General features: G+C 60.7%; 26 protein-coding genes and 2 tRNA genes. 11 read left to right on the forward strand and 17 right to left on the reverse strand.

What is annotated here, in order from left to right; genetic code table 11:
• Positions 1 to 20: 20 nt before the first annotated feature.
• Positions 21 to 788, reverse strand: a complete 768-nt coding sequence (locus tag GKIL_RS05215; protein ID WP_023172387.1) for an HAD family hydrolase — start codon at positions 786 to 788, stop codon at positions 21 to 23.
• A 62-nt stretch (positions 789 to 850) separates the two neighbouring features.
• Here GKIL_RS05215 and hemC point away from each other — a divergent pair, with 62 nt between their 5' ends.
• Complete coding sequence (hemC, locus tag GKIL_RS05220; protein ID WP_081705172.1) at positions 851 to 1,894, forward strand: hydroxymethylbilane synthase; 1,044 nt, start codon at positions 851 to 853, stop codon at positions 1,892 to 1,894.
• Here the strand turns inward: hemC and GKIL_RS05225 are convergent, their stop codons facing one another.
• A complete protein-coding gene (locus GKIL_RS05225) occupies positions 1,895 to 2,428 on the reverse strand; it encodes a hypothetical protein (RefSeq protein WP_023172389.1) in 534 nt (177 codons plus the stop codon).
• A 138-nt stretch (positions 2,429 to 2,566) separates the two neighbouring features.
• Here GKIL_RS05225 and GKIL_RS05230 point away from each other — a divergent pair.
• Positions 2,567 to 2,639, forward strand: a tRNA-Phe gene (locus GKIL_RS05230).
• A 138-nt stretch (positions 2,640 to 2,777) separates the two neighbouring features.
• Entirely contained in the window at positions 2,778 to 3,023 is a 246-nt protein-coding gene (locus tag GKIL_RS05235; RefSeq protein WP_023172390.1) for a hypothetical protein, read from the forward strand.
• A gap of 104 nt (positions 3,024 to 3,127) precedes the next feature.
• On the opposite strand, the gene GKIL_RS05240 is transcribed toward GKIL_RS05235, so the two are convergent.
• Positions 3,128 to 3,574, reverse strand: coding sequence for a hypothetical protein (locus tag GKIL_RS05240; RefSeq protein WP_023172391.1), 447 nt, complete (start codon positions 3,572 to 3,574; stop codon positions 3,128 to 3,130).
• Positions 3,575 to 3,848: 274 nt separating this feature from the next.
• Between GKIL_RS05240 and GKIL_RS05245 the strand changes: the two genes are divergently transcribed.
• Entirely contained in the window at positions 3,849 to 5,372 is a 1,524-nt protein-coding gene (locus GKIL_RS05245) for a type II secretion system protein GspD (RefSeq protein ID WP_187293892.1), read from the forward strand.
• A gap of 83 nt (positions 5,373 to 5,455) precedes the next feature.
• Here GKIL_RS05245 and GKIL_RS05250 read toward each other — a convergent pair whose 3' ends face one another.
• The 5 genes from GKIL_RS05250 to GKIL_RS05270 form a co-directional block, all read right to left on the reverse strand.
• Positions 5,456 to 6,286 carry a hypothetical protein gene (locus GKIL_RS05250; protein ID WP_041243746.1) on the reverse strand — a complete coding sequence of 277 codons (831 nt, stop codon included), beginning with the start codon at positions 6,284 to 6,286 and terminating at the stop codon, positions 5,456 to 5,458.
• Positions 6,283 to 6,471 carry a hypothetical protein gene (locus GKIL_RS05255; protein ID WP_023172394.1) on the reverse strand — a complete coding sequence of 63 codons (189 nt, stop codon included), beginning with the start codon at positions 6,469 to 6,471 and terminating at the stop codon, positions 6,283 to 6,285. The genes GKIL_RS05250 and GKIL_RS05255 overlap by 4 nt, the downstream gene beginning before the upstream one ends.
• A gap of 101 nt (positions 6,472 to 6,572) precedes the next feature.
• Positions 6,573 to 7,499, reverse strand: coding sequence for an NAD(+) kinase (locus tag GKIL_RS05260; protein WP_023172395.1), 927 nt, complete (start codon positions 7,497 to 7,499; stop codon positions 6,573 to 6,575).
• 4 nt (positions 7,500 to 7,503) lie between these two features.
• Positions 7,504 to 8,364, reverse strand: coding sequence for a lipoyl synthase (gene lipA, locus GKIL_RS05265; RefSeq protein WP_023172396.1), 861 nt, complete (start codon positions 8,362 to 8,364; stop codon positions 7,504 to 7,506).
• A gap of 57 nt (positions 8,365 to 8,421) precedes the next feature.
• Entirely contained in the window at positions 8,422 to 9,603 is a 1,182-nt protein-coding gene (locus GKIL_RS05270; protein ID WP_023172397.1) for a mechanosensitive ion channel family protein, read from the reverse strand.
• Between the two features lie 146 nt (positions 9,604 to 9,749).
• Here GKIL_RS05270 and GKIL_RS05275 point away from each other — a divergent pair, with 146 nt between their 5' ends.
• A complete protein-coding gene (locus tag GKIL_RS05275) occupies positions 9,750 to 10,403 on the forward strand; it encodes a response regulator transcription factor (RefSeq protein ID WP_023172398.1) in 654 nt (217 codons plus the stop codon).
• On the forward strand, positions 10,404 to 11,456 hold the full coding sequence (gene csaB / locus GKIL_RS05280) for a polysaccharide pyruvyl transferase CsaB (RefSeq protein WP_023172399.1): 1,053 nt from the start codon (positions 10,404 to 10,406) through the stop codon (positions 11,454 to 11,456). It begins immediately after the preceding gene.
• Here csaB and clpS read toward each other — a convergent pair.
• Both clpS and GKIL_RS05290 read right to left on the reverse strand, forming a co-directional pair.
• A complete protein-coding gene (gene clpS / locus GKIL_RS05285; RefSeq protein ID WP_023172400.1) occupies positions 11,438 to 11,719 on the reverse strand; it encodes an ATP-dependent Clp protease adapter ClpS in 282 nt (93 codons plus the stop codon). The genes csaB and clpS overlap by 19 nt on opposite strands.
• Positions 11,720 to 11,845: 126 nt before the next feature.
• Positions 11,846 to 11,917 (reverse strand) — tRNA-Gln (locus GKIL_RS05290).
• Positions 11,918 to 12,045: 128 nt separating this feature from the next.
• On the opposite strand from GKIL_RS05290, the gene ndhC reads away from it, so the two are divergent.
• The 3 genes from ndhC to GKIL_RS05305 are packed head-to-tail and all read left to right on the forward strand — an operon-like array spanning position 12,046 to position 13,674.
• A complete protein-coding gene (gene ndhC / locus GKIL_RS05295; protein ID WP_023172401.1) occupies positions 12,046 to 12,408 on the forward strand; it encodes an NADH-quinone oxidoreductase subunit A in 363 nt (120 codons plus the stop codon).
• A 34-nt stretch (positions 12,409 to 12,442) separates the two neighbouring features.
• Positions 12,443 to 13,138, forward strand: coding sequence for an NADH dehydrogenase subunit K (locus tag GKIL_RS05300; RefSeq protein WP_023172402.1), 696 nt, complete (start codon positions 12,443 to 12,445; stop codon positions 13,136 to 13,138).
• Positions 13,139 to 13,149: 11 nt separating this feature from the next.
• Positions 13,150 to 13,674 (forward strand): NAD(P)H-quinone oxidoreductase subunit J, encoded by a 525-nt coding sequence (locus GKIL_RS05305; RefSeq protein WP_023172403.1) that lies wholly within the window; start codon positions 13,150 to 13,152, stop codon positions 13,672 to 13,674.
• A gap of 58 nt (positions 13,675 to 13,732) precedes the next feature.
• Here the strand turns inward: GKIL_RS05305 and GKIL_RS22330 are convergent, their stop codons facing one another.
• From GKIL_RS22330 to GKIL_RS05335, 6 genes are all read right to left on the reverse strand, one after another.
• Positions 13,733 to 15,094: an S-layer homology domain-containing protein gene (locus GKIL_RS22330; RefSeq protein ID WP_023172404.1), complete on the reverse strand. Its 1,362-nt coding sequence runs from the start codon at positions 15,092 to 15,094 to the stop codon at positions 13,733 to 13,735.
• A 101-nt stretch (positions 15,095 to 15,195) separates the two neighbouring features.
• Positions 15,196 to 16,227: an S-layer homology domain-containing protein gene (locus GKIL_RS22335; protein WP_023172405.1), complete on the reverse strand. Its 1,032-nt coding sequence runs from the start codon at positions 16,225 to 16,227 to the stop codon at positions 15,196 to 15,198.
• A gap of 168 nt (positions 16,228 to 16,395) precedes the next feature.
• Entirely contained in the window at positions 16,396 to 18,258 is a 1,863-nt protein-coding gene (locus GKIL_RS22340; protein ID WP_144080322.1) for a tetratricopeptide repeat protein, read from the reverse strand.
• A gap of 116 nt (positions 18,259 to 18,374) precedes the next feature.
• The gene (locus GKIL_RS05325; protein WP_023172407.1) at positions 18,375 to 20,105 is read right to left on the reverse strand and encodes a M61 family metallopeptidase; all 1,731 of its coding nucleotides are present in this window, start codon (positions 20,103 to 20,105) and stop codon (positions 18,375 to 18,377) included.
• Positions 20,106 to 20,137: 32 nt separating this feature from the next.
• Entirely contained in the window at positions 20,138 to 20,413 is a 276-nt protein-coding gene (locus GKIL_RS05330; RefSeq protein WP_023172408.1) for a YggT family protein, read from the reverse strand.
• Between the two features lie 49 nt (positions 20,414 to 20,462).
• Positions 20,463 to 20,774 carry a ssl2009 family thylakoid membrane protein gene (locus GKIL_RS05335; RefSeq protein ID WP_023172410.1) on the reverse strand — a complete coding sequence of 104 codons (312 nt, stop codon included), beginning with the start codon at positions 20,772 to 20,774 and terminating at the stop codon, positions 20,463 to 20,465.
• Between the two features lie 115 nt (positions 20,775 to 20,889).
• Between GKIL_RS05335 and deoC the strand changes: the two genes are divergently transcribed.
• Both deoC and GKIL_RS24115 read left to right on the forward strand, forming a co-directional pair.
• Positions 20,890 to 21,570, forward strand: coding sequence for a deoxyribose-phosphate aldolase (deoC, locus tag GKIL_RS05340; protein ID WP_023172411.1), 681 nt, complete (start codon positions 20,890 to 20,892; stop codon positions 21,568 to 21,570).
• Positions 21,570 to 22,460 carry an ankyrin repeat domain-containing protein gene (locus GKIL_RS24115; protein WP_023172412.1) on the forward strand — a complete coding sequence of 297 codons (891 nt, stop codon included), beginning with the start codon at positions 21,570 to 21,572 and terminating at the stop codon, positions 22,458 to 22,460. The genes deoC and GKIL_RS24115 overlap by 1 nt, the downstream gene beginning before the upstream one ends.
• A 63-nt stretch (positions 22,461 to 22,523) precedes the next feature.
• Here GKIL_RS24115 and GKIL_RS05350 read toward each other — a convergent pair whose 3' ends face one another.
• Entirely contained in the window at positions 22,524 to 23,207 is a 684-nt protein-coding gene (locus GKIL_RS05350; RefSeq protein ID WP_023172413.1) for a Bax inhibitor-1/YccA family protein, read from the reverse strand.
• Between the last annotated feature and the right edge of the window lie 74 nt (positions 23,208 to 23,281).

A 23,281-nucleotide genomic window follows, 5' to 3' on the forward strand; every position in this document is an offset into this window, starting at 1 on the left:
CTAACTGATCGCAAATGCGTTCAGCGGCGGCGCGGCCAGCGGCAGGCGAGCCAGCCTCTGCGTCTGGCCAGGCGCTTGAGCGCCCAATCGGGATTGACGACGATCGGGATGCCGACCGCGCTCAGCATCGGCAGATCGGAAGCACTGTCGGTATAAAAAAAGCTATCCATCAACTCCAGCCGCTCTGCCCTCGCCCAGAGTTGGGCTGCCTTGACCTTGCCCTCGCCGTAGCACAGGCCCACCCCAGCAAACTGGCCGGTAAAAAGGCCGTCTTCGACTTCCAGGTGGGTGCAGAGCGCCGCATCCATGCCCAGGGCGTGGGCGAGCGGTTCCGCCAGGTAGGAGATGGCGGCGGTGAGCAGCACGCAGCGATGGCCGCGTGCGCGGTGCCATTCGAGGACCGTCTGGGCCTGGGCCGCCACCCTGGGCAAGAGTTCCCTCAGCGCAATCTGGCGGCAAAAACGGATGAACTCGGCTTCTGGCTTGCCTTTGATGCCCTCCAGGGTCGGCTTTAAGATCGCATCCATCGACAGGCGGTTGAGGCGGTAGAGCAGGTAGTAGTAGATCGTCTTAAATAGATCGCTCATCGCGGCTCTGTCTTCGGCCACGGCGCGCTGCACATAAAGAAGCGAGGAGTTGCCCGCTACCAGCGTCTGATCCATGTCAAAAAAGGCGGCAACGCTGCCACCCTCGGGAGCAGCCAGAATTTTTTGCTGCAGGCGCAACTGATTTTCGATGGCCGAATGCCTGCGCGATGCGCGACGAACAATGGATTTGCGCAGACGCACGATCAAGGTGATTCTCGAAGCAGACCCTCCCAGTTTACCTGCATTAACACTCCCGCCCTGGTATGAAGCCGCTCAGCTATGCTGAGAAAGCTTTTGCAGTAGGAGTTGGCGGCGTGTCTGGCACTGTCTGTATCGGTTCGCGCGATTCTCAGCTGGCGCTGGTTCAGACCCACTGGGTCCAGGGCGAGTTGCAGCGCGCCCATCCTGAGACGCAATTTAGCGTCCTTGAGATGAAGACCCAGGGAGACAAGATTCTCGATGTCCCCCTGGCCAAGATCGGCGACAAGGGGCTTTTTACAAAAGAACTCGAAGCCGCCATGCTCGATCGGCGCACCGACCTTGCCGTTCATTCGCTCAAGGATCTGCCCACCATCCTGCCGGAAGGTCTGATCTTAGGAGCGATCACCGAGCGCGAAGATCCCCGCGATGCCGTTATTATTCGCCAGGATCTGGAGGCAGCGAACCTCGAACAACTGCCTGACGGCGCTCTGGTGGGCACCTCCTCGCTCAGGCGGCTCGCTCAGCTCAAGCACCACTACGGCGATCGCTTCCGCTTCAAAGATATTCGCGGCAACCTCAACACCCGCCTGCGCAAGCTCGACGAAGGGCAGTACGACGCGATCGTGCTTGCAGTCGCAGGACTCAAGCGCTTAGGCAGTGAGATGGCTTCCCGGATCAGCGACATTCTTCCTCCGGAAATCTCGCTGCACGCCGTCGGCCAGGGGGCCCTGGGCATCGAGTGCCGCAGCGGGGATGAGGCGATACTCGCACTGCTCACCAGCCTCAACCATCCGCCCACCGCCCTGCGCTGCCGGGCAGAGCGGGCAATGCTGCGCGCCCTCGAAGGGGGCTGCCAGGTACCGATCGGCGTCTACAGCGAGATCAAAGATGACACGACCCTCAGCCTACAGGGCGTCGTCGCTTCCCTCGACGGCCAGCAACTGGTGCGTGCCCACCGCAGCGGCCCCGCCGACGATCCAGAAGCCCTCGGCTCTGCCGTTGCCGACGATCTCAAGGCCGCCGGGGCGCAGCAGATTCTGGAGGCGATCTTTAAGCTGGCCCGTTCGCCGGAGGTGATCGCACCGGGGGCTCTGCCGGCCCAGTAATCAGTCGCGAAAGTAATAGCGATCGATGGCCTCGGTGGCCCGGCTGTCGCGCAGAGCCCGCTGGGCCAGGTTGGCGACTTGCTCGTTGCCTTCGATAAGCAGCAGGTACTTGCCCCGCTCGATCCGGTTGCGGTAGGCGATCGATTCGCCGCTCTCGAAGACGAAGCCGACGCCACCGCCAACCAGTAGCCCGCCCAAAATCCCCGAGAGTCCACCCAGGATCGCGGCAATTACCAGGCTCAGGATGCGGTTATCCGGCACAATGTCGATGTGCGTAAGCCAGTTAAATAAAAAGCCAAAGACCAGGCCAATCAACCCCGTTAAGCTCGCGGTGCGCCAGGCGCGCTGCTTTGCGACCCGCAGCGGATCGGCGAAACCTACAGCGTCGGCGTCGCGGTAGCCTCTGCCGACGATCGCGATATTTTCGGGCGAAAGCCCCTGCCTCTGCAGAGAGCGATAAGCCTCCAGCGCCGCCGGCTCATCGCCAAGCACGGCAATCACCAGATGGCGCTCGCGCGGTTGAGTGCTCTGCACGCCCGTACCCCCAACTTCGATTCTCCTCTCAGTCTATAAATATTCTTCAAGCAGGCCACCCATCTTCTGGTGCAGAGCGGGCGCGGACGATTGACATTCATGTTTGGCTGGATCCAGAATAGGTATTCGTTGATGCAAGCCGGGATAGCTCAGTTGGTAGAGCAGCGGACTGAAAATCCGCGTGTCGCCAGTTCAAGTCTGGCTCCTGGCACTCGCAATTTGCTGGCTGTCGTCGATTGCCCCGACGGCAGAGCACAAATTTTTAGCTAAAACCGCAGCCTGTCCACAAAATAGAGCATCTATACTGACAGCACCTGCCAGATCGCAGGCAACACTGTAGGGGGCAACGATGTCAAGTATTCAAGCACCAGGAACATTCGGTACACATTTTCGCGAACACGCAGGGTGGACGATTCTCACCCGAGCGGTCGAACCGGGCTACGGGCGCGGCTTCATCGCTGAGTTGATCGACCCGAACGGTGGACGCTGGGGGCCGCTCGTCGGGTTTCTCTCACACCAGGAAGCCCAGGAACAGACGATGCGGTGCATCGAAGCCATTGGCCGCCGCAAGCTGCGCCTGCGCCGTCGAGCCTAAAGAAAGTACGCAAATCCGGCAGAAATAGTGTAGAATCGAGAGCACTACATAACTTGTAAGGCTCTCTGGGTGGTGGCGTTGCCGCCACCTTTTTGTTTGGGCGTCTAATAGGCGTTCCCCAGCTTTTGCTGGACGCAGGCGCGCATCGCTTCACGATCTTGCTGCGGCTGCTCGCTGCGGCACTGCTCGATTGCCTGGCGCAGGGCAGCGCGCTGCTGGTCGCTCAAGTTGGCAGGACCACCGCCTGACTCGACGCCATAGCCATAGCCATTGCCCGGCTGGCGACGATCACCTGTGAGCTGTTGTTTTTGCTCAGGTGTGAGGATAGTACCGAGGCGCTGGCGCACGCAGGTGCGCTGGTTATCCGGGCTCTGGGAACTCTGTTGCTCGCGGCAGTCGCGCACCGCCTGACGCAGGGCCGCCTGTTGGTCGGAGGAGAGGTTGAGATTGCTGAGGTTGCCGCCGGGGGCAGGCCCTTCGACCTGGGCCAGGACCGGAGCTGTGAGCACGCAGAAACTCAACAGACTACGGATCAAAATAGGTTTGAGCATAGCGGAGCACACTCCTGTCAGAAAGTACGATAACCGCGACCCAGTATAGAGGGGACGCCGACTGGGTAAAACTCCTGTTGGGCGGGGAACTGCTCTGTAGACGCTCGCTATCGGTCGAAGTTCAGACTCTACCTCCGGTAGGGGACAAATCTGCACGATCGAGCGGGCTGGTTGCCGGCTGCGCTTTTTAGGCTAAACAAGACAATCGCCCTCAATTCCGTAAGCGAGGTAAGTGGCGATGCGCCGCTGGAGCGGGTCGTTGGGGCTGCTGCTGATGCTATTTTCTTTCTCGTCGGCCTGGGGAGGGGAGCCGCCCGCTGAGCCGCTGACGCTTAAGGTGCGCAGCGGCGATCTGCCGGGCACCCTCACCCTGCTGGGCCGAATTGCCAGGGCAAACGTGATCTTAGAAAATTCGGTGAGCGGTCGGATCACGCTTAACCTCGAAAAGGTCAGTTTCAGCGCTGCCCTTGCCGCCGTCGCCGCTGCTGCCGGATTAACAGTTGTTCGTACCGAGGACAACGTCTATATCGTGAGCAAGCCTGCCACCGCCGGTCTTTCTCCCCTGGTAAGCGGCATCGTCCAGGCGGGCGGCGGCAGCGATCCTGCCCAGCGACCGGTGAGTTTCAACGTCAAGAATGCCGAACTGGGTTCTGTCATCGAGAACATCGCCAACCAGGCCGGGGTGCAGCTGGTGATCAAAGGCATCCTGCAGGACCGGGTGACGGGCCGGATGGCGGGGGTGCCCTTCGAGCGGGCGCTGGGGCATCTGCTGGGCGGTACCCGCTTCGGCTACCTCCACGAGGATGCTATCTACCTCATCGCCGATGCCACCCCCGGCACCCTCACCAGCCGCCTGCTCGAGCAGACCGATGTCGTACCCCTCAGCTACACTTCCGCCAAGACGGTGAACACCCTTGTTCCAGCCAGCCTCGCCCCTTACATCAAGGCGGACCCGATTCGCAACGCCGTCGTCATAAGTGGCACCGAGGCGATCCGCCGCCAGGTCAAACAGTTGCTCGCCCGCATCGACGCCCCGATTAAGCAGGTGGTCTTTGAAGTCAAGATTGTCGAACTGAGCGAGTCGGGCTCCCGCGACCTCAACGTGCTCAAAGGGGTACAAAATGGCAGCGCCACCGGCACGACGAGCGACGACACCACCACCAGCTCGACAAATCTCAGCCTCGCCTCGCAACTCACCGGCGGTGTAGCGGTCGGCGTCTTCAACAACGTTGCCCGCATCCTCGAAGTGGTGAGCGGTCTTGTCACCCAGGGCAAAGGCCGCCTTCTGACCGACACCAAACTGAGCACGGTAAGCGGCCAGAAGGCGAGCCTCGATGTCCAGACCGACATCAACCTCACCCTTACTGCCCAGAGCACGATCAACGGCTCGACTTCCAACACTTCGACCATCAACACCCTGCGCGCCGGTACGGTGGTCGAACTCGAACCGACCGTCCAGGCCGACGGCAACGTGCTCGCCATCCTCAGCCTCGAATCTTCGGTCGCCGGTACCCAGACCAACGCCAACACCGCCCCCAATATCTCCCGGCGCAAAGTGCGCAACACCCTGCTTCTCAAAGACGGCCTCACCGTCGAGATTGGCGGGTTGATTCAAAACAATACCCACGAGAACGTCACCCGCCTGCCCCTTTTTGGCTACCTGCCCCTGATCGGACAACTCTTTAGCAACACCTCCGTCTCCGTCGAGCAAAGTGAATTGCTCGTCTTCATCACCCCCCGCATCCGCGATGTCCAGCCAATCGAAGCGACCCGTCTGCCCCTCGAACCCCAGCGCTAGATTATCGACTAGCCGACAGAGCTACATGAGCAGTCTGTTACCTGTTTTGGATCGTTTGTGAAGTCTTTGAAAGACTATTTTATTTACAGATGCCGTTTTTGCTTGAGAGCAGATCCACGGCTCTCCGCTTGCTCCCGAGTCCGCTTGTACTTTTGCCGTTTTGCTTCAAGCCTCTGAAGTTTGTCGTTGACAGTTCGTTCTCGAAACCTGGATGTCACCTCTGAAGTCTCAGCCTGCAAATAGCTCCAAGGAACTGCCTCCTCAACGCTAATGCTGTACTGATACCAAACACACAGGCCCTCTTTACTTTCTGCTAGAGCGAACAAAGCTTTGATAACTTCTATAAACTCCCGACCTTTTAGATCCAGCGATGCAACAAACTCTGGAATTACCAGCAGTAATAATCTAATATGTTTCTCATCCTGACGGTCATGTTGGGGAAGACCTTTAAGATTAGCGAGTTTACCCTCAAGCAGTGTGATTGGATCTATAACTTTGAGCTTGACACCAGCTGATTCATTCCGACCTATAAAGGCGAGAGCCTGCTCTAAGATTTTCTCTGTACTCACACCATACACACTGCCCAAGACATCTATCAGCAGAGTTGTATTCTTACGTTGAACAAGCAGCACACCTGTGTTTGGTGTACCACCATCGATATTTTTGTTGAGAGTGATCTTTGCTCCTAAAGCGCGACCAATTAACTCTGCATCCTGTCTGGTGCCAAGAAAATCAATGTCCATGCTCGTGTAAGGTTGCAGCTCTTGCCAATTGGCAGTTTCTCGCGCAAAGAGGATCGACCAAAAGTTGACAGCCTGTCCGCCAACTAGCACAACTTCAGCGCCGCTCTCGGTTATTTCAAACAAGATTTCCTGCACTAGTGCAGGATCAAGAAAAGTACCGAGATGGCTCACCGTCGCTTGCGCAGACCCAGAGCCCATCCCTTAGGCACGATGAGTTCGAAAGAGCGAGGACGGAAACTGAACTCAAGATAGCGCTGTGCCTGCTCTGGATCCAGTGCATTGAAAGCAGCTCTAGCCCTTGCTTTCTCGCGGGCTATTTGCTCCATTTCTTCTGGCTCGGCCATGCGTACATTCATGGACTGACTTGCTCCAACAGCAATCTCTGCGCAACAAAAGCTATGCACCTGCCCCTGTTCTATCACGGGAGCGCGTCTTTCTCAAGGTTCCCCGAAGCGATCTATGGCAGCTCTACAGAGAGGGGTTTGGCGATGTGGGGCAGGCCCCACCCGAGTTTTTCGCGCAAGAGGGCAAAAAATTCTGGCGGCTGCAGGCGGATAAGGCGAGTGCGAAAGCGGGAGCGGCGGACGCGCACCTGATCGCCCGGCACGATGTAGCAGCCGGAGTTGCCGTCGAGGGAGAGGATGAGGTGGGCGTGGTTGGTGGGCGGGTAGAGCACCAGCGATTCGGTGTCGGCGAAGACCAGCCCACGGGCGGCGAGGGAGTGGGGGCAGATCGGGATGAGCTGCATCACCTGCACGTCGGGGGTGACCACCGGACCACCGGCAGCCAGGGCGTAGGCGGTCGAGCCGGTGGGGGTAGCGATGATGATGCCGTCGGCGGCGATATCGACGGCGTTGTGGCGACCGATGGCGACCTCGAAGTGGCACATGCCCGAGAGGGGCTCCTTGTGGAGCACGGCCTCGTTGAGGGCGAGCGCTTCCCAGATCAGATGCTCGTCGCGAAAGACCCGCACCTCCAGCATCGAGCGGTCTTCGAGAATGTACTGCTCGGAGAGGAGCGTGTCGATGGCCGGATGGAGCTGGTTGAGGTAGCCCTCGGTGAGGAAGCCCATGTGGCCAGTGTTGATGGCCAGAAGCGGAATATCGAAGGGAGCCACCTGGCGGGCGGCGGCGAGCACCGTGCCGTCGCCGCCCAGCACGATCGCAAACTGCATCGCCTCGTCGTAGCCATCTGCCACCAGCCGGTCGATCGGCGTGTGGCAGACGGGGCTGTCGGGCCTCGGAAAGCCGAGGATGCCTCCCCAGCCGGTGGTCTGGTAGACCCGGTAGCCCGCTGTCAGGAGCTTGTCATTCAGTTCGACGGCGGCTCGCACGGCGGCGGGCTTGGTGTCGTTGAAGATGATTCCGGCTTTTGGGCTGCCCATAGCGCTATTCTGGTTCCCCGGCGTGGTAGGAACTGCGCACCAGTGGCCCCGAGCGCACATGGGCAAAGCCCAGCTCTCGGGCGGCAGCCTCCAGTTCGGCAAATTCGGCAGGGGTCCAGTAGCGCTGCACCGGCAGGTGGGCGCGGGAGGGCTGCAGGTACTGGCCGATCGTGACGCGCTCGCAGCCGATGGTGCGCAGATCGGCGAGGGTCTGGACGACCTCCTCGTGGGTTTCACCGTGGCCCAGCATCAGGCCAGACTTGGTGGCGATCGCCGGATCGAGGCGGCGGACGGTGGCGAGTACGGCCAGACTGCGCTCGTAGCTCGCCGCCTTACGGGCATAGTTCTGCAGGCGGCGCACCGTTTCGATGTTGTGGTTAAAGCAGACAGGACGGGCGGCGACAACGGTGGCGATGCAATTTTCGTCGCCGCGAAAGTCGGGGGTGAGCACTTCGATCGCAACTCCAGGGTTGCGCTCGCGGATGGCGGCCATCGTGCGCGCAAACCAGCCCGCTCCTTGATCGGCAAGATCGTCGCGGGCGACGGAGGTGAGCACGACGTAGCGCAGGCCCAGCAGGGCCACCGACTCGGCTACTTTCTCAGGTTCATCTGGATCGAGAGGAAGCGCTCTGCCGCTCGTCACCTGGCAGAAGCCGCAGGCGCGGGTGCAGACCGGCCCCATCAGCAAAAACGTCGCTGTCTTCTGGGCGTAGCACTCGGCCCGGTTCGGACAGCGCCCCTCCTCGCAGATGGTGTGCAGCTGGCGCTGCTTGATGATTTTTTCGACCGTGCTTACCTGGGAAGCAGTGCCGATCGAGCGGCGCACCCAGTCGGGCAGGCGCGGGGCGGCGGTCCGGTGACTCATGGCGTCCGTGGGCGATTCGATCCCAGGATAATACCCCGCTCTCCTGCTGGAGCGGGCTCAGCTTTTTTTGCCGTTTTCCTCCCGGCCAGACAACAGCTCCACCACGAGCGGCGCGGGCGGGGCGGCGGGGGCAGTTTGACCGACCAGCAGAATGCCTGCGCCCTCGAACGCCCTGAGCACGGCGTAGCGGATCGCCCGCTGGACAGCCCACTGCTCCAGGGGAGCCGTCTTCACCAGCATCCGCAGCCCGACGCCACCGGCGCTCAGTTCGTCGATACCGAGCACTCTGGGCGCTTCGAGAATTTTCTGGTGCCAGTCCGCCTCGCTTCGCAGCGCCTCTACTGCGGACGCCATGAGCGCCATCGCCCGATCGATGTCGCTGCCGTGCTGGACGGTGAGCTTGAGATCGACCTGGGCAAAGCGGTTCGACAGGTTGGCCACCGTCTGGATCGCATTGTTGGGGATGGTAATCAGCCGCCCTTCGCTGTTGCGCAGCTGGGTGATCCGCAAATTCATGTTCTCGACCATGCCGCTCAGACTGTCGTTGCTGTTGATCACAACAAAGTCGCCGACGCCGTACTGGTCCTCAAACAGGATAAAAAAGCCCGTGATCACATCCTTGACCAGACTCTGGGCACCAAAGGAAACCGCCAGCCCGACGATCCCGGCACCGGCGATAATGGGTCCCACTTCGACGCCGACTTTGCCCAGCACCGAGACGGCGACGATGGTCACAAGCACGACGGTGAAGGTGCCCTTGAGCACGCCGCTGAAGGTGCCGATGCGCAGTTCCAGACGGGGGGAGCGATCGCGCGCCAGAAGCCGACCATCGCGGATCGCCTCGAAGAATAGATCGATGAGCCGGTAGCCGATCCGGATCGCAAAGACCCCCAGCGAGATCACAAGCAAAATGCCTGGCAGAGGCCCGATGAGCACCGCGTAGATTTGCTGTTGCCACTCAGCATTGACCAGACCACTGACAAGATAAAGCCAGCCGGCGACGATCCCCAGGCGGAGGAGCCACAGACAAAGGCGAGCCAGCTCCGGTACGAGCAGGTTGCGCGCCTTGTTCGACGAATCTGTCTGGACCTGGGCGCTGAAGTAGCGCCGCTGCAGGACGCCTGCAAGCCAGTACAGCCCGAGCGCCAGGACACTCAGACCGGCTGCAGCCAGGGACAGGCCCGGCCAATCGCCTGCGGCCAGCTGAGCTGTGACCAGTGTGCTTAGCCAGTTTTGCATAGTCGAGTGTTCGATAATTTTGCTCTATCTCACCATCCTGGGTGAACGGGCCGTCGCCTATCTTCCTACCCTGGGGGGAGCTTCCTCTACCTGGGGGGTGAGGGGAACAGCAGTGCTACCTTATAAAAAATACGTTCAAGCACATCATGGCCCTGCGCTTTATCGTCGTCGAAGACCACCCCGAGGTCGCCAAAAACAACTGCGAATGGCTGCAAAAAGTCGATGGCGACGCCTACTGCGAGATCCTCACCGATCCGATTGCCGCGAGCAAGCGCCTCAAAGAATTTCAGCCGGATCTGCTCGTAGTCGATCTGCTCTACGGCCAGACCAGCGGCCAGCAGTCGGGGGAACCGGGGCTCAACCTGCTGCGCGAAGTCTTTCAGAACTATCCCAACCAGAGCGTCATGGTCTACTCCAGCGAGCCGCTCCTGCTGACGCCTCTAAGCGAGGCGATTGGCAAGCACGAGGGCGGTTTTGCTGCCGTCAACAAGATGGACCGACGCACCCAGTTTCTTGAGGGGGCAAAAAGTGCCCTCAGCGGCGAATTAAAGATTCCCCGCGAACTGCGTGGCCTCCTGCAGCTCACCGAGCGCGAAGTCGAAGTGCTGAGCCTCATCTGTAAAGAAGCGCTCACCGACCAGGCCGTGGCCGACCGCATCTACACCAGCAAAAAAACCGTCCAGAACCACGTCCAGCGCCTCAAAGAAAAGCTGGGCATCGCCCTTGAGGACACCAACGAGACCAATGGCCGGGTAGCCCTGTGCATCGAGGCGATGCGCCGCAAACTGGTGCAGTTCTAGATGCGGGCCGTCCTGTGCGGCTACTACGGCTTCGGCAACGGCGGCGATGAGGCTCTGCTTTTAAGCCTGCTGCAGATGCTGCCCGCCCATGTCGAGCCGGTCGTGCTCGCAGCCCATCCACAGGCGGCAGCAAAGCGCTACGGCATCGCCTGCATCGATCGCTGGAATATATTCAGCGTCAGCCAGGCGATCGCCGGTGCCGACGCTTTTATCTGGGGCGGCGGCAGCCTGATGCAGGACGTTACGGGCAAAGCCAGTTTGCTCTACTACGGCTCGCTGATGCAGTTGGCCCAGAGCTTCGGTAAGCGCACGATCGCCTGGGCGCAGGGCCTGGGTCCCCTCAAAAGCCGCTGGAGCAGCGAGTACACCCGCCGCGTCCTTGCCGGTTGCACAGCGGTGAGCGTGCGCGACCGGGGTTCGGCGCAACTGCTCGATCGCTGGCAGATCCGCTACGAACTGGTCTGCGATCCGGTCTGGGGGCTCGAACCGCTGTCAGGCCCGCCTTCGCCGACTCAAAAATCGCAGATTGCCGTCGTTCTCAGACCCCATCTCGACCTCGACGCCCGCCGCCAGAGCGTGCTCGTCGCTGCCCTCGAACGTCTGCAGCGCGCCACCGATAGCCACATTCTCTGCGTTCCCTTCCAGCAACCGGGCGATGTTGCCCTGGCGCGGGCGATTGCCGAAAGCCTCGGCCCCTGCTGCGAGGTCGTCGCCGAATCGGACCCCAGGCGGCTCAGCAGCTTGTTTGCCGGGGTCGATCTGACGATCGCGATGCGCCTGCACGGTGTGCTGATCGCCGCCGCTGCCGGAAGCCGGGTCTGGGGAATCAGCTACGACCCGAAGGTGGCGCAACTGCTCGCTCAGATCGAAGCGCCGGGCTGCGATCTCGCCCGACTCCCGGACGATCCGGAGGTTCTCGCCCAATTCTGGATCGATCACTACCGGCGCGGCAGGAGCCTCGATGAAGCGGAACGCCGGCACTGGCGGGCCCTGGCCTGGGGCAACGCCGCTGTGCTCCAGCGCGTGCTGGACCGTCAGCCGTCCGGTTCGTAGGTGCTGTTCAGGCCATGACGGCCAAGGCTTTCACTATAAAATTCAGCGTGTTCGAGGGCACAGACGATCACCACCGCTACACCGCTGTTGTGCGCCTCGAGCATGACCGAGCGCGCTTTGGTGGGCTGCATCTTCGGAATCGTCTTCATCAGCACCTCGATGACGTAATCCATCGGGGTGTGATTGTCGTTGTGCAGTAGAACTTTGTACAGCGGCATCGGTTTGCGCTGTACAATCTTCTTCTCAAGAGTCTCTGTGCTCATAGATGCTGCGGATGGATGCGTAAGAATACCCAGGTAATAATTCTGCCCTAAGGCAGAGGCGCTGGCAATACCAAATATAACCACTTCTGGCAAAAAGAACTCTCGCTTGACCAAAAAACGCAAAGGCTCGGGCGGATGGATTCGAACCACCGGATGGCGGGACCAAAACCCGCTGCCTTACCGCTTGGCTACGCCCGAACAATCGAACCTGCCAGGCGATCGTAACGAGCGGGCTAGGGGGGTGTCAAGGCGAGAGCGGACGTCTGCCTGTCGGGCGCAGGAGGTGGGTTACACTGTTATTGTCAACAATTCGTTTACAAAACAGAGTGTTTGTTCTTACTGGCTACGACGCGCTGCTCATCTTCCTGCTGCTCAGTGCCCTGGTGCCCGTCCTCGCTCTGCTCGTCGCCAAGCTGATCCGGCCAAAGGTTGCTGGCGCTTACCGCACCACCACCTACGAATCGGGCATCGATCCCAGAGGCGATAGCTGGATTCAGTTCAACATCCGCTACTACATGTTTGCCCTCGTCTTCGTCGTCTTCGACGTGGAGACCGTTTTTCTCTATCCGTGGGCTGCCGCCTTCAACCAGTTGGGGCTGCTCGCCTTTATCGAGGCGCTTATCTTTATCGCCATTCTGGTGATTGCCCTTGTCTACGCCTGGCGCAAGGGTGCCCTCGAATGGACCTGAGGCGCTCTGCCGACCCGAAAGCTCGTGAATCGTCATGGAAACCAAGAATCTCCTCAACCCGATCCAGCGCCCGGAAGTCACCTCCGAATTGACCAACAACGTGGTGCTTACCACGCTCAACGACCTGTATAACTGGGCGCGGCTCTCCAGCGTCTGGCCCCTGCTCTACGGCACCAGTTGCTGCTTCATCGAGTTTGCCGGGCTTATCGGTTCGCGCTTCGACTTTGACCGCTTCGGTCTGGTACCGCGCTCCACGCCGCGCCAGGCCGATCTCATCATCACTGCCGGAACGGTGACGATGAAGATGGCTCCGGCGCTGGTGCAACTTTACGAGCAGATGGCCGAACCCAAGTACGTGATCGCGATGGGAGCCTGCACGATCACGGGGGGCATGTTCTCCACCGACTCCTACACCACCGTGCGCGGCGTCGATAAGCTCATTCCCGTCGATGTCTACATCCCCGGTTGTCCGCCCCGGCCCGAGGCGATCTTCGATGCGATCATCAAACTGCGCAAGAAGATGGCCAGCGAGGACTTCCGCGAGCGCTACAACCAGATGCAGCAGACCCACCGCTACTACCAGACCCAGCACTCGATGAAGGCGGTGCCGGAACCGCTCTCCAGCCAGTACCTCGAAAGTCCCACCCGCCAGGCGGCACCGCCTGAGCTGGTGGCGGCGATGGAGGTGCCCCTGGTGCTGCCTGAGAAGACCAAACAGGAACAGTCCTAAAGATCATCGTCATGGAAGAAGAACAACTGCAGCCATCGCCGGCAACTGAAATCGAACCGCTCAAGGGCCCCATTTCCGACTCGCTCAAGGCGCGCGGTCTGCCCCACGAGTTGCTGGGCCTCGATCGCCAGGGCGTCGAGATCCTCAAAGTCGAGCCTGAGCACCTCTTGCGCGTCGCCAAAGCCCTCTACGACGACGGCTTCAACTACCTGCAGTGCCAGTGCGGCTTCGACGAAGGCCCCGGTGCCCAACTGGGGAGCATGTACCACCTCACCCAGCTGAGCGACCGGGCCGATCGACCGCCGGAGGTCCGGATCAAGGTCTTCCTGCCCCGCGACAACCCGAGGGTGCCTTCGGTCTATTGGATCTGGAAGACCGCCGATTGGCAGGAGCGTGAGTCCTACGACATGTACGGCATCCTTTACGAGGGCCATCCCAACTTGATCCGGATCTTGATGCCCGAAGATTGGGTCGGCTGGCCGATGCGCAAGGACTACGTCACCCCCGATTTTTACGAACTGCAGGACGCTTACTGAGCGACCTGCTTCTGCAAAGCCACCGACAGTCGCCTGTCGGTGGCTTTTTGGTGAGCCGTTAGCGCGAAGGGGGAACTGGTGCGCCGAGGGGAATGGCGTTGAGCTGACTGTCGGAGATTTTTTTGACCTGGTTGAAGTTGTAGCCCAGCGCCTGGAGGGTCTGGGGATCGGGGATCGCCCGGCGGCGGCCATTTTCGATCTGGTAGATCGTCGGACCACTGCCCCGGACCAGAGCACCGTCGGCAAAGAAGGGCTGGGATGGAACGGGTTGGCCAAGCGGAATCGTGTTGAGCTGGTTGTCCGGCAGTTTGACAACTTGATCAAAGCTGTAGCCCAGCGCCTGGAGAGTCTGGGGATTGGGAATCGCCCGGCGGCGGCCATTTTCGACCTTGTAGATGGTCGAACTACTGCCCCGGACCAGTTTTCCTTCTAAAAAGTCCGGTCTGGTGGGTGCAGCCCCAAACGAGAGCCGCCGATCTGCCTCCTGGGTGATCGAGTCGTTGCGGTTGCGCAGCGTTACGGCGATGCGGGCGTTGTTTTCTTGATCGCCGCGCTTGACGGTGTAGTTGCCCTCGTAAACGCCGCTGTCGGTCTCCTGCAGGGGCAGCGACTGGGCAACGCCCTGGATGCTGAAGTTGCCCGTCGCCCCAGGCGAAGCGCTCACCCGAATGTTGAGCACTTCACCGGGTTGCAAGGACGGCTTGTTGGGGGAGAGGGCAATGCGCTCGATCGACAGGGCACCACCGCGATCCGCGCCGCCCTGGCCTCCACCAATCAGGCCGATCGACAGGGGCGGCAGGTTCTGACCGCTGCGGGCGAGGGTCTGGTACATCAAAGCGGCCACCTCCCCCCGCGAGGCGAGCTTGTTGGGCGCGATCACCGCCGGGTCCGGAAAATTGGCGATAATCCCGGCATCGGCGGCCTTTTCGATGCTTGTCCGGGCCCAGTCTGGCACCGCCTGGACATCGTTGTACTTATCGAGAGCCTGGGAGGAACCCTTGTAGCGGTTGCCCAGGGCTTTGGTCAGGATGACGAGCGCCTGGGCGCGGGTGATCCGCTCTTCGGGCCGAAACGTGCCATCCGGAAAGCCGGTCACCAGGCCATTGTCGCTTACTGCCGCAATGGCGTTCGCCGCCCAGTAGTTTCTTGTTACGTCGTTGAAGTTGGCGTTGCCGCCGCTGCCCTGCAGGTTAAAGGCTTTGGCGGCAATCGCCGCAAACTGGGCGCGGGTGATCGGGGCGCTGGGACGGAAGGTGCCGTCTGGAAAGCCGCCGATAAAGTTGCGGTCCGCCAACCCCGATACGTAGGGTTCAGCCCAGTAACCGGACACGTCGTTAAAATCTGCGGCCAGGGCGGTTGCGCCAAATACCAGGCTTGCAACCAGACCGCCTGCCACTGTCTTCCAGGGCGTTGTGTACATGCGTCATGCTCCCATTGACATTCGGTGAACAGTATCACCGGAGAGGATAGGCACTAGTATTACCGTATCCTACCTCTCCTGCATCCGACTTGAGAGGGAAATCAGCGATTGAGGACGGAAACGAAAGTATACGTTCCTTCTGCTGTCCGGGTAACGCTGCCGCCGGTTTGATTTTGAAGCGAGACCGCGATGCGGGCGTTGTTTCCTTGATCTTCGCGCCGGACCGTGTAGTTGCCCTCGTAGACGCCGGAGCCGACTTCTTGAAGGGGAATCGCCTGGGCAACACCCTGGATGCTGAAACTGGCCTGTGCGCCCGGTGTGGCGAAGACGCGCACCAGCAGTTCATCGCCAAAGCGGAAGGAGCGCACCGCCGGGACGATCACGATCCGCTCGATCGCAAGCTGGTCGTTGCGGGCGGCGACGTTCGAGGCGGGTGGTTGGGACGGCTGTGAGGTTCTGTCTTCGGGGTTGGCTGGAGCGTTGGGGGCAAGGGTGCCGATCTCAAGGGGCGGCAGGGACTGACCGCTGCGGGCGAGGGTCTGGTAGAACAGGGCAGCGACGGCACCGCGCGTGGCGAGGCTATTGGGCTCGATCACCGTCGAATCGGGGTAGTTGACGAGAATTCCAGCGTCGGCGGCGGTGGCAATTGCCGAACGGGCCCACTCAGGAACCTCCTGGGCGTCGGCGTAGCGCTGTAAGGTCGCAGCGGCGTCCGGGCGGTTGGTGCCCAGCACCCGCGAGAGGATGACGAGCGCCTGGGCGCGGGTGATGTTTTCTTCCGGATGAAACGTTCCGTCCGGGAAACCGGCTACCAGGCCACTTTTACTGACTGCTGCGATCGCACTGGCAGCCCAGTAGTTGCGATCGACGTCGCGAAAGTCCGGGCGCTCGCCGCCGCCTGGCAGATCAAAAGCCTTGAGCGCCATCGCCGCAAACTGGGCGCGGGTGATCGGAGCGTCCGGGCGAAAAGTGCCGTCCGGAAAACCTTCGACGAACTGGCGCTCGGCGAGGGTCTCGATATAGGGCCGCGCCCAGAAACTGGCAATATCCCGCAGCGGTGCAGCAACGGCAATCCCACTAATAGCCAGGTTCAAAGCGAGACTGGCTGCCGCTGCCTTCCAGAATCTTCCCATGATCGCTCCTCGATGAGGGTAGTTCTGTATATTGTCAAATCCTCCAAGCTAGCCTGCCAGGGCAAAAGCGGCAGAGTGCAGGAGTAGAGGCTGAAACATACGGTACCTTTGACCGCAACCGTCAGAGCGTAGTTTCCAGCAACAGCGCTATTCTTGATACACGATTCTCTAACTGTCGGAGGCAGCGAGCTGTTTTTGCATCGTCTCTACCTGCCTCTTCATCTGTTGTATCAGAATCTGGAAGTCAGGATCGGCTCGCAGGCTGCTGAAGGCTGGTTCAGAGGCGGTGCCGCGATAGTCGCGCAGTCCGGCTGCTATCGCCTTGCGCAACCACTGCAAAGCCTGGGCTCTGTCCTTGCGGACCGTATAGACTGCAGCCAGATCGAACGGATAGTAGTAGGTCTCATCGCCGGCGGCGATCCGCTCTTTGTCGGTTTTGACGCTCCTTGCGAGCAGGGAACGGGCAGCGGCAGCGTGGCCCGACTTGCTCTCGATGTCGGCGAGCACCGTCGTAGGTTGCAGTACGTTCGAGCTGGCGGCAAAGTCGCCGCTGGTGAGTTCCAGCACTTTCTGGTAGTACTGGCGGGCGGCCCCCCAGCGGCGGCGGAAGCGCTCGACGTTGCCCGCCGCCGGAAGGCCGTCCAGACTCTCGGGGTCACCTTTGAGAATTTTCTGGGCCTGGGCCATCGCCCGATCGGGTTTGTTCTGCAGCAGGTAGATTTCGCTCAAGACCGCCAGAGCGGTCGTATCGTCCGGCTGCAACGCGAGCGCCTTTTGCAGCCACTGGATCGCTGTGTCATCCTCGGCGAGGGTGACGTAGATCAAGCCGAGGTTGTGGTAGGGGTTGGCGTTGGTCGGGTCGAGGGGAATCGCTTTTTTGGTCCAGCGCACCGCCTCGCTCAGCTCGCCCAGATTGGAGAGGGCTGAGCCGTAGCTGCTCACCGCCGGTGAATAGTTGGGGTTGATCGCGATTGCCCGGCGGTAGGATTCAAGCGCCCGGCGGACCTGGCCTTTGTCCCAGTAGCTGTTGCCAAGAGCAGTGTGGCCTTCTGCCAGATTTGGATTGAGAGAAACAGATTTCAAAGCGGTCTGCAGCGCCGCCTCCAGCCAGTTGAGCCCTTCGCCGAAGTAGATCGTCTTGCGGCTGTAGGCTCGGGCGAGCCCGGCGTAGGCCAGGGCGTAGTCCGCATCCATCGCCAGTGCCTGCTTGAATAGAGCGATTGCCCGGTCGTTGTCTGCTTTGTTGGTGCGCCGATAATATTCGAGGCCCTTGAGGTAGAAGTCGTAGGCGGTCAGGCTTGCCGTCGGTACCTGATCGATGTGGTTTTTTTCGGTGTCGGTGAGCTTTGCTTTGAGCTTGTGGGCGATCTGGGTGGCCACGTCCGCCTGAATAGCAAACACGTCCGTCAACTTGCGGTCGTAGTCCTCCGACCACAGTTGGGCGCTGGTGCGCGGATCGATGAGCTGCCCGACGATGCGCACGCGGTTGCCCTCCCGGCGCACCGAACCGGTGAGAACCGTGCTGACTTTTAATTCTTCGGCGATCGCGGCGATGCTTTTTTTGCTGCCCTTGTACTGGAGGGCGGCACCGCTGGAGATCACCGTCAGATCGGCGATTTTGCCCAGTTCGTTGGTGATATCGACCGTCATGCCGTCGCTGAAGTAGGCACTCTGCCTGTCGCCGTCGAGGTTCTCAAAGGGCAACACGGCGATCGAGTGGCCTGCGGCTGCTGGGAGCGTCGCCCGCGTCCCCCACCAGAAGACAACGGCGAGCAGCACCACCTCCAGCACTGCAATACCCGCCAGAAGCGCGTAGCGCCGTTTGAACAAAGAAGCGAACCAGCCACTGCCGGGACTGCTCGCCTCGACGCTGGTGGTAGCTGAAGCTTTGGCCGGGGCGTTGTTGAGCTGGTAGCTGAGGACGCCGATGATCAAAATACAGCCAATCGTCACCCCCAACAGCAGGGGGCTGGTGACGACTCTTTGATCGGAGAGCCGGGAATTGAGCCAGGTGAGTATGGAGTTGAGCAACACCACACTGACTGGCAGCACAAGGGGATGGAGCCTGGACAAGGAGGGAAAGCCAATCGCGCGGAAAACCAGCTTAAATGCTGGGGAGCCCAAATGCACGCATTCGATACACAGCGTTAAGCCGGACCCAGCCAGGCTGTGAGCCGTTCGCGCTGCTCATTGGTTGCGTCGTTGGAGACGCTCAGGGTATAGCCCGTCGGTCGCGGTGCATCCAGCCAGACCGTGCTGCTCACCAGCTCCTCGCGGCGGAAGTAGGCCACCTCGATAGCCGTCCCAGGCTGCAGCTCCGCGAGGCGGTCCTTGAGGGTGGCGTGGGTCACCTTCCAGCCGCCGAGAGCGACCAGTTCGTCGCCGTGGTTGAGCCCTGCTTTTTGAGCCGGAGAATCGGCTTCGACGGTCTGCACGAGGGTGCGGCCATTTTGCTCCTGGGTGCGCAGGCCCAGACAGGGCGGTGCGTCCTCCAGTCCCTGGGCGACAAGTTTCAGACCGTAGGGCGCAAAGCCAGCGTCAAAATCGAGTTCCGCCGTCGAGCGCAAGTAGCGATCGAAAAAGTCGCCAGGCTCGTATCCTGCTGCCTGGGCGATGATCTGCTCCAGCTCATCCTCCGGGAAACTCACATCCTCTCTGCCGTAGTGCTGCCAGAGATAGCGCATTGCCGCGTCGAGCGAGCGCTCGCCCCCGGTTTGCAGCCGAATGTCGAGATCGAGAAGCAAGCAGACGAGCTGGCCTTTGAGGTAGTACGAAATCTGGGCGTTGGCTGAATTTTCGTTCGGGCGGTAGAGCTTGATCCAGGTATCGAAGCTCGATTCGGCGAGGGGCTGCACCCGGCGGCCAGGGGTAGCAAGAAAACGGCTGATCTGCCCACCCAGCAATTTTAGATAGTGCTTGCGGTTGTAGAGGCCCGCCCGCAGGGGAATCAACTCGTCGTAGTAGCTGGTCGCCCCCTCCATGAACCAAAGGGCGCGGGTGTAATTTTCTTGCCCGTAGTCGAAGCGATCTAAAGTCGAGGGCCGGATGCGCTTGACGTTCCAGAGATGAAAAAATTCGTGGGCGACCAGATTGAGAAACTTAAAATATTTTTCTTCGGGCTGCAGCTCGAAGCGCGGATAGAGTAGCGTCGTCGAGTTGCGGTGCTCAAGACCACCGTAGCTGTCGGCAAAGTGGACGATAAAGACGTAGTGATCGTAGGGCAATTCGCCAAAGAGCTTGGCCTCGGTGACGATGATACTTTCGAGATCCGGCAAAAAGCGATTGAAATCGAGGTTGCTCTTGCCCCAGACTGCCAGGGTGTGGGGCCTGCCCAGCACCGTAAACGGGATGATCCGGTGGGTGCCCACCTCAAAGGGGCTATCGACCAGCTCGTCGTAGCTGGTAGCGCGGTAAGTGTTTTGTTGCCGCTCCACTGCGCTCAGGGCCGTTGTCACCCGCCATTCAGGATGGAGCGGCTCGACGCTCACCTCGCAGGGCAGCGCTTCGAGGCCGGGAACGTACAGAAACAGACAGGCACCGTTGAAGTAGGCGTGGGTGGTGTCGAGGTGGCTGGTGCGCACGGTCAGTTCGTTGGCGTAGACCCGATAAGTGATGTGCAGGCTGGCGATACCGGCTGTTTCGACCTGCCAGGTCTGCTTGGCGGTCTTGCGCCAGCGCGGCGATGCTCCGGCGGCACTTTGAACCGCAAAATCCTGCAGATGTCGGCTGTACTCGCGCACCAGGTAGGAGCCGGGTGTCCAGACGGGCAATTTTAGCCACAGACTGTCCGATTGCCAGCCTTCGATCACCATCTCGACATCAAAAAGGTGGGCATGGGCCTGTTCCATGCTCACCCGATAGCGGATCGTCGTCGTCATGAGTCTTGCTTACGGTTTGGCGTGGGTCTATTTTAGACCGGCAGGGAGCGCAGCCCTTCGACCAGCAACTGGCCGCCTACCTGCAATGCCAGAAACGCCAGGATGGGCGAGAGGTCGATGCCGCCTAGAGGCGGGATGATCGAGCGGAAGAGGTTGAGGTAAGGGTCGGTCAACTGGCTCAATATCGCCCAGGGATTGCGCGACCAGTCGATATTCGGGAACCAGCTCAGTAGCACCCGTACAAACAGCAGGACAATGTAGATCTGAATAAAATTTCCCAGCGCATCCGCCAGAGTCTGTGAGATCATCGCTACCGTCACCGAATGCTTCTTTCTTTAGGGTAGTCGATCGTTTCGCTCAGGGGGAAGCGGCAGGTGCCGCCGGATCCGGCGGCTCGTCGGGTTGAGCGCTCGTCGAGGTGAGCCGATCGCGGGTCTGCTCGATTGCCTGGTTCAGTTCGGCAATTTTTTCGTCGAGCACGCGCCGGGCATCTTCGAGGCTGCTCGGAGCCACTGGTTGCTGGGGCACGCTCTCGGGCTCGGCGGTGCGATCGCGGCGCAACCGTGGCATCAGCAAGCCCGTGAGTACCCCGCCGACGACTGCTCCGATCACAGCGCCCGTCACCAGCCCATCTAAAAAGCCGTCCTGCTCGCCGCTACCTTGCGCCATGATCTGTCTTTCCTGTTTTTCTCAAGAATAGCGGTTGGACGGCGCTGCTCCTCTATCCCAACCAGCGAATCAGAGTATTCTGTTGAAAAATTCACCACTGAAAGGATCGATCCCGATGATCAGCAGCCATCCTGAGATCGAACTGGCCGGTTTTATCGAACAGACCTGCTTGAAGCCGACCACCACCGCAGACGATATTCGTCAAATCTGCTGGGAAGCGCAGCGCTACCGCTTTGGGGCCGTCTGTGTCGCTCCTGTCTATGCCCGGCTCGCCGTCGAGCAACTGCACAAGCAAAAGCCCAAAATCTTCACCGTCGTCGGTTTTCCCCTCGGTCTGAGCACGGCGGCAGCCAAGCTCTACGAGGCGGAGGAAGCGGCGGCGATGGGCGTGGACGGGCTGGAGGTGATGGTCAATCTCGGCGCTGTCAAATCCGGGCAGTACAACGTTATCTACGAAGAACTGGGCCGGATCGTCGATGCGGTCAGCTGCGAGGTGCGCGCCATTCTCGAATGGAATTTGCTCGACGGCGACGAGCGCAAACACCTCGCCGAGGTCTGCCTCGATGTCGGTGTCAGTATGCTCAAAACCAGCGCCGGCTGGTCCGGCCTGGTCAAGACAGAAGATGTTCAGGCGCTCCGGCGCGTCGTGCGCAACCAGCTGGGCATCAAGGTGGCAGGTGGCGTCCACAGCCTCAGCCAGGCGCTCGAACTGCTCGCCGCCGGTGCCAATCGCCTCGGTACCAGCCGGGGAGTCGAGATTCTGCGCGAACAGCACCGGCTGGAGGAGACCGCCTGATGAAGGCCGGGCGAATCGTTGCGCTGGCACTCGCTATTTTTGCCGCGCTCGCGCCTGGCGGTTGGGCGGAGGAGCTGGCGCTCCGGCGAGTCAACGGCATCTACGAGCTGCCGGTGCGGATCAACAACGCCCTCACCCTCAACTTCATCGTCGATACCGGAGCAGCGGAGGTGTCGATCCCGGACGAGGTCGGTCTGTCGCTGGTGCGGGCCGGGGTGCTCCAGCCACGGGACGCCCTGCCCGACCGCATCTACACCGACGCCAGCGGTCAGGCGGTTCGTCGCCGCCGGGTGATGCTGCGCAGCCTCAAAGTCGGCAGCTTCGAGGTGCGCAACGTTCCAGCCAGCATCGGCGGCAGCGCGGGCCTGTTGCTTCTGGGGCAGAGTTTTCTCGCCCGCGTTCCTTCCTGGACGATCGACAACCGCCGCCAGGTGATCGCTATCGGGCCGCCCGCCCTCAAAGCTGCCGCCGCACCGCTCGCCGAGGACGTCAACGAACCCGACGCCAATGGCCGCACGCCCCTGATGCGCAGTGTCATCGACGGCAACACCGTCAATGTCCGTACCCTGCTCGTGCGGGGAGCGGACGTTGGCCGCCGCGACAACGCCGGTTGGACCGCCCTGATGCTCGCCGCTGCCCAGGGCGATGCGCTTCTCATCAAAACCCTCGCGGAGGCAGGGGCTGACCCCAACGCCAAAAACAGCGCTGGTTGGACGGCTCTACTCTCGGCGGCGTCGCGGGGCGATCTGGCCGTCGTTCAGGCTTTGATCTCAGCTGGTGCCGACGTCAACATCCGCAACAACAGCGGCTGGACCGCCCTGATGGCAGCCCAGCAACACAACGATGCCCAGATGATCCAGCTCCTTAAAAAAGCGGGGGCCACAAACTGACCTGTGCTCAGCCGCCCAAAAAAAGGGAGCCTGGTGGCTCCCTGAATACCTCCCCCTGCAAACCTAGTCGCGGCTGCTGCCGCCGAAGATGCGCAAGAAAGCCAGGAACAAATTCAGAAAATCAAGGTAGAGGTTCAAGGCGATCTGGCCGGCGGTCTGGTTGAAGCGGTTGTCGCGGGCCATGTTCAGATCGAAGGCGGTAAAGGCGGTGAAGACAATCACCGTGATCCACGAGATCACCAGATCCGTGACCGGCGACTTGAGCAAGAAGATGTTGAGCAGCGAGGAGATGATGATCCCCAACAGGGCCATAAACAGAATGCTGCCCCAGTTGCTCAGATCTTTTTTGGTCGTCCAGCCGTAGATCGCCCCCGCTGCGAACGTCGCTCCGGCAGAGACGAGCGCCTTGAGCAAAATGCCCTGGCCGACACTGCTGGCTAGATAAATGCTCGCGATCGGTGCGAGGACCAGACCTGTGACACCGGCATAAACAAAAAGCAAGACCAGCGAGAGGTTGTCGGCGTTTTTGGACCACGAACGTACAGTCCCGATCGCTAGGATCAGCCCGAACTGAACGATGATGAGCGGCCAGAACCAGGCGGCGATGCCGGGCAAGAAGGACGCCCACCAGGAGATCGCTCCAGTCAGGCCCAGAGAGATGCCCATCGCCGCAAACGCGCCCGGCAGGTTGGAAGCGCGCAACTCCCGCTGTCTATTTAGACCCGTCGAATCGGAGTAACCGTACATTGAACGTTTCTCATCAGGATGTACAGCACTTATTTTAACACCACGATTTTTTACAGGCATCTCCATTCAGCGCT

Origin of the sequence: Gloeobacter kilaueensis JS1, from assembly GCF_000484535.1 — a bacterium.
Taxonomy (GTDB): Bacteria; Cyanobacteriota; Cyanobacteriia; order Gloeobacterales; family Gloeobacteraceae; genus Gloeobacter; species Gloeobacter kilaueensis.

Excerpts from the sequence above, each read along its gene's own strand:
- hemC (WP_081705172.1), top strand. The coding sequence starts at position 851 with ATGAAGCCGCTCAGCTATGCTGAGAAAGCTTTTGCAGTAGGAGTTGGC.
- GKIL_RS05235 (WP_023172390.1), top strand. The coding sequence starts at position 2,778 with ATGTCAAGTATTCAAGCACCAGGAACATTCGGTACACATTTTCGCGAA.
- GKIL_RS05240 (WP_023172391.1), bottom strand. The coding sequence starts at position 3,574 with ATGCTCAAACCTATTTTGATCCGTAGTCTGTTGAGTTTCTGCGTGCTC.
- GKIL_RS05245 (WP_187293892.1), top strand. The coding sequence starts at position 3,849 with ATGCTATTTTCTTTCTCGTCGGCCTGGGGAGGGGAGCCGCCCGCTGAG.
- GKIL_RS05255 (WP_023172394.1), bottom strand. The coding sequence starts at position 6,471 with ATGAATGTACGCATGGCCGAGCCAGAAGAAATGGAGCAAATAGCCCGC.
- GKIL_RS05260 (WP_023172395.1), bottom strand. The coding sequence starts at position 7,499 with ATGGGCAGCCCAAAAGCCGGAATCATCTTCAACGACACCAAGCCCGCC.
- lipA (WP_023172396.1), bottom strand. The coding sequence starts at position 8,364 with ATGAGTCACCGGACCGCCGCCCCGCGCCTGCCCGACTGGGTGCGCCGC.
- GKIL_RS05270 (WP_023172397.1), bottom strand. The coding sequence starts at position 9,603 with ATGCAAAACTGGCTAAGCACACTGGTCACAGCTCAGCTGGCCGCAGGC.
- GKIL_RS05275 (WP_023172398.1), top strand. The coding sequence starts at position 9,750 with ATGGCCCTGCGCTTTATCGTCGTCGAAGACCACCCCGAGGTCGCCAAA.
- csaB (WP_023172399.1), top strand. The coding sequence starts at position 10,404 with ATGCGGGCCGTCCTGTGCGGCTACTACGGCTTCGGCAACGGCGGCGAT.
- clpS (WP_023172400.1), bottom strand. The coding sequence starts at position 11,719 with ATGAGCACAGAGACTCTTGAGAAGAAGATTGTACAGCGCAAACCGATG.
- GKIL_RS05300 (WP_023172402.1), top strand. The coding sequence starts at position 12,443 with ATGGAAACCAAGAATCTCCTCAACCCGATCCAGCGCCCGGAAGTCACC.
- GKIL_RS05305 (WP_023172403.1), top strand. The coding sequence starts at position 13,150 with ATGGAAGAAGAACAACTGCAGCCATCGCCGGCAACTGAAATCGAACCG.
- GKIL_RS22330 (WP_023172404.1), bottom strand. The coding sequence starts at position 15,094 with ATGTACACAACGCCCTGGAAGACAGTGGCAGGCGGTCTGGTTGCAAGC.
- GKIL_RS22335 (WP_023172405.1), bottom strand. The coding sequence starts at position 16,227 with ATGGGAAGATTCTGGAAGGCAGCGGCAGCCAGTCTCGCTTTGAACCTG.
- GKIL_RS05325 (WP_023172407.1), bottom strand. The coding sequence starts at position 20,105 with ATGACGACGACGATCCGCTATCGGGTGAGCATGGAACAGGCCCATGCC.
- GKIL_RS05330 (WP_023172408.1), bottom strand. The coding sequence starts at position 20,413 with ATGATCTCACAGACTCTGGCGGATGCGCTGGGAAATTTTATTCAGATC.
- GKIL_RS05335 (WP_023172410.1), bottom strand. The coding sequence starts at position 20,774 with ATGGCGCAAGGTAGCGGCGAGCAGGACGGCTTTTTAGATGGGCTGGTG.
- deoC (WP_023172411.1), top strand. The coding sequence starts at position 20,890 with ATGATCAGCAGCCATCCTGAGATCGAACTGGCCGGTTTTATCGAACAG.
- GKIL_RS24115 (WP_023172412.1), top strand. The coding sequence starts at position 21,570 with ATGAAGGCCGGGCGAATCGTTGCGCTGGCACTCGCTATTTTTGCCGCG.
- GKIL_RS05350 (WP_023172413.1), bottom strand. The coding sequence starts at position 23,207 with ATGTACGGTTACTCCGATTCGACGGGTCTAAATAGACAGCGGGAGTTG.